Origin of the sequence: Pontibacterium sp. (genome assembly GCF_041587635.1) — a bacterium.
GTDB lineage: Bacteria > Pseudomonadota > Gammaproteobacteria > Pseudomonadales > Balneatricaceae > Pontibacterium.
On sequence record NZ_JBFGYC010000530.1, the window covers coordinates 1 to 2,829 of the forward strand.

Genomic DNA, 2,829 nt, shown 5'->3' on the forward strand with positions numbered 1-2,829 from the left:
CCGCCTTGGCGGTAATCTGACGAACTGTGGTTTCGGCGAAACCGTTCTCTGCAAAAAGCACTTCTGCAGCCCGAACAATGCTCTGAGATGTATCCAGATGCGGCATCCTAACTCCCGAACCTGCGTTTGAAACTAAACATGCATACCATTATAGCGTCTAAGGCCCGCCACATATCAAGTTTTAATTCTTGTTTTAAAGAGAAATAAAACGGTTTTTTGCCAAACGGTTGTACCACTTGGTCAAAATTCCATCACCAGAGTCCACTGCGAAGGATGAAAGCTTATCCTGCAGGCTCTTTTTCTCCTCATATCGAACAACATACACATCGGCGTTTTCACACGCTTCGGTCAGATACTCATCGGAGGTGATCAATTCATCAACAAGATTGGCATCAATTGCGCGTTTACCGAACCACACTTCACCGGTTGCTACTTTGTCGATATCTACACTTGGACGATACTCAGAGACAAACTCCTTAAACAACTCATGAGTGTCCTCAAGCTCCTCAAGAAACTTCTGTCGGCCCTTGTCCGTATTCTGGCCAAACATCGTCAGGGTTCGCTTGTACTCGCCTGCCGTTAACACTTCAAAATCGATGTCGTTTTTCTTCAACAAGCGATGAAAGTTAGGCAACTGTGCAATCACCCCGATAGACCCTACGATGGCAAACGGCGCGGCTAACACACGATCTCCTAAACAAGCCATCATATAGCCACCACTTGCAGCCACCTGATCCACACAGATAGTAAGAGACACCTGCTTACGTTTAATTCGCTCTAGCTGTGACGATGCCAAACCATAGGAATGCACCATGCCGCCACCGCTTTCCAGACGAACAACTACCTCATCTTCCGGCTCAGCCAACGTCAGCACGGCGGAAATCTCTTCACGCATAGGCTCCACATCAGATGCTCGGATATCACCATCAAAATCGAGCACATACACACGCTTGCGACGCGCCTCATCTTCAGCTGGTTTCTGCTTCTTCCGGGCTTTACGCTCGGCCTTCTCTTTCTTCTTTTCTTCTTTAATCAGCGCTTTCAGCTCATCCCTATCCAGAACGGCCTCCTCCAGCTGCTGCTTCATCTCTTCCAGCTCTTCATTGAGATGAGTGATCTCTACTGTGCCATGATCACCGGTTTTCCGGCCTCGAGACGCAATGGCCGCAATACCGCCCACTACGGTAATGATTGCCAGCACAATAGTGACGGACTTGGCCAGAAACAGACCATAGTCACTCAATAATTCCATCACAGCGTTTTCTCCGCAGACATGTAGTATCAAAATTGGCCGCCAGGCGGCAGTCGGATGACCGACAAACAACATCAACCCGGGCGAAACATTCTGTACAGACCACGAATTGACACAGGCAAAGCCATAAATACGACCAATACCCACAATTTCAGTGCTGATTGTTGTTAAGTCCGAGCGGCAGCTAATGTAACATAAAAGCCCTCATAGTAACCGGACACTTCCACCCCTGACCGGCGGGAGATCCAGCACCCTGAATCGGACTTTCATACCTCATGACCAATATCACTGTTGAACGCGTTATCGAAAAACTTCCAAGCCGTTTTGTTGCCGACAACGCGAAAGACTTTGCAGCTGTATTTCAGTTCGTGATTGAAGATGGGGATGACTTTAACATCCAGATCAATGACGGCACGTGCACCGTAGAAAAAGGCGAACATCCAGACCCGAATATCACCCTGATTATGGACTCCGACACAGTCGTAGACGTTGTAACAGGCACGACAGACGGCATGAGCGCCTTCTTAAAAGGACGCCTGCGCGCAGAAGGCAATGTAATACTGGCGACAAAGCTGGGCAAATTGTTTACGAAAGATAAACAAAACTGATTATCACAGAGGGGGCCATCAACAAGCCCCCACTCTCAAACACTAATCAGCCAATCCTGCGAAAAAATGATCGATCAACTTTCGCGCAATTGTAAATGACGGCGGAATAGAAGGCAGGCTATTTTGGTCAAACCATTGCGCATCTAGAATCTCAATACCATCGGGAACGATCTCACCCGCTTCATAATCGGCAAAGTAGCCCAGCATTAATGAATGCGGAAATGGCCAGGATTGGCTGCAGTGATAGGTCACGTTACCTACTTTTATACCAACCTCTTCCATCACTTCGCGTGCGACAGCAGCCTCCGCAGACTCTCCTGCCTCAATGAAACCGGCCAACGTGCTATAACGCTTTTCGTCAAAATGTGCAGCATGAGCCAACAAGCAGCGCTCTTCATGGCGAACCAGCACGATAATGCACGGAGAAATACGCGGATACTGCACAAGCCCGCAACTGACACACTCCAGCGCCAGATCATCCTTATGCGGTGTCAATGCTGTCGCACAGCGAGAACAGAAACGGTGATTGGTATGCCAGGTCGCAATCTGCGATGCCCGCGATAGCAATCCGTACATCTCTTCATCGTCAGCCGCTGCCAGTAAGCGCCGTAACCCCCAACGCTCTGTACACTTATTTAGCAGATCATCCGATTCATTGGCCTCAATCAATATAAGACGATGCGCAATTCCCTTATATTCCCCTACGGGGTATTCGGCTTTTGATTTGCGACGCAATGTCTTCACTGTATTTTCATCACAACGAAGCACGCCTTGCTCATTACCAATCAGACGACCGCTTTCTACTACGAGATATTCAGTTTTCACGCTGCAGCCCTATTTGCACTATTGACTTATTCCAAAAATGAATATGATTATATTTTTTAAAAATATGCTTATAAATCGGTATCATATCTAGGGTTTTCCCTATTTCTCCACGACCAAAGTGGTTTTTTTTACATATTAATACCC

At 47.6% G+C, this 2,829-nt stretch carries 4 protein-coding genes; 1 reads left to right on the forward strand and 3 read right to left on the reverse strand.

What is annotated here, in order from left to right:
* On the reverse strand, positions 1–106 hold a 106-nt coding region (locus ABYW01_RS18525; protein WP_372835726.1), incomplete at its 3' end, for a TetR family transcriptional regulator.
* A gap of 87 nt (positions 107–193) precedes the next feature.
* Positions 194–1,252, reverse strand: coding sequence for a protease SohB (gene sohB / locus ABYW01_RS18530; RefSeq protein WP_372835729.1), 1,059 nt, complete (start codon positions 1,250–1,252; stop codon positions 194–196).
* A gap of 275 nt (positions 1,253–1,527) precedes the next feature.
* Between sohB and ABYW01_RS18535 the strand changes: the two genes are divergently transcribed.
* The gene (locus tag ABYW01_RS18535) at positions 1,528–1,860 is read left to right on the forward strand and encodes an SCP2 sterol-binding domain-containing protein (RefSeq protein WP_372835720.1); all 333 of its coding nucleotides are present in this window, start codon (positions 1,528–1,530) and stop codon (positions 1,858–1,860) included.
* A 42-nt stretch (positions 1,861–1,902) separates the two neighbouring features.
* Here the strand turns inward: ABYW01_RS18535 and nudC are convergent, their stop codons facing one another.
* Complete coding sequence (nudC, locus tag ABYW01_RS18540) at positions 1,903–2,685, reverse strand: NAD(+) diphosphatase (protein WP_372835723.1); 783 nt, start codon at positions 2,683–2,685, stop codon at positions 1,903–1,905.
* Positions 2,686–2,829: the final 144 nt, after the last annotated feature.

What these genes read in the sequence shown, in the direction of transcription:
- sohB (WP_372835729.1), bottom strand. Translation starts at nt 1,252, where the DNA reads ATGGAATTATTGAGTGACTATGGTCTGTTTCTGGCCAAGTCCGTCACT.
- ABYW01_RS18535 (WP_372835720.1), top strand. Translation starts at nt 1,528, where the DNA reads ATGACCAATATCACTGTTGAACGCGTTATCGAAAAACTTCCAAGCCGT.